We start from the raw sequence: 299 nt of genomic DNA, 5'->3' as shown, positions 1-299 counted from the left end.
ATTAATGGATGAAACGAGTAAAATTATGAAAGCACAAGCGTCACGGGGCATTGATTTCGCCGGGGGACCTATAAAAGATAGGATGAAAGCTATTATCTCACTACTCGTTCCTCTATTTATCAGTGCTTTTAAGCGTGCTGAGGACTTAGCAATTGCTATGGAAGCACGTGGGTATCAAAATGGCGAAGGACGTACTAAATTTAGGCAACTACGCTGGAAAACAAGCGATACAGTAACGATTATAAGCTTACTTTGTTTAGCTTGTATTTTGGCATGGGTGCGATCGTAATGGAGAATAG

1 protein-coding gene is annotated in these 299 nt (G+C 40.8%); it reads left to right on the top strand.

Annotated features, from left to right (window positions below; translation table 11 throughout):
* The coding region (locus SB775_RS28590) for an energy-coupling factor transporter transmembrane component T family protein (RefSeq protein WP_410864557.1) at positions 1-289 on the top strand (289 nt) is incomplete at its 5' end.
* Positions 290-299 lie beyond the last annotated feature (10 nt).

The sequence above is a fragment of the Peribacillus sp. SIMBA_075 genome, from assembly GCF_046534585.1.
The sequence above is the reverse complement of the archived record's forward strand: the minus strand, read 5'-3'. Positions and strand labels throughout refer to the sequence as shown.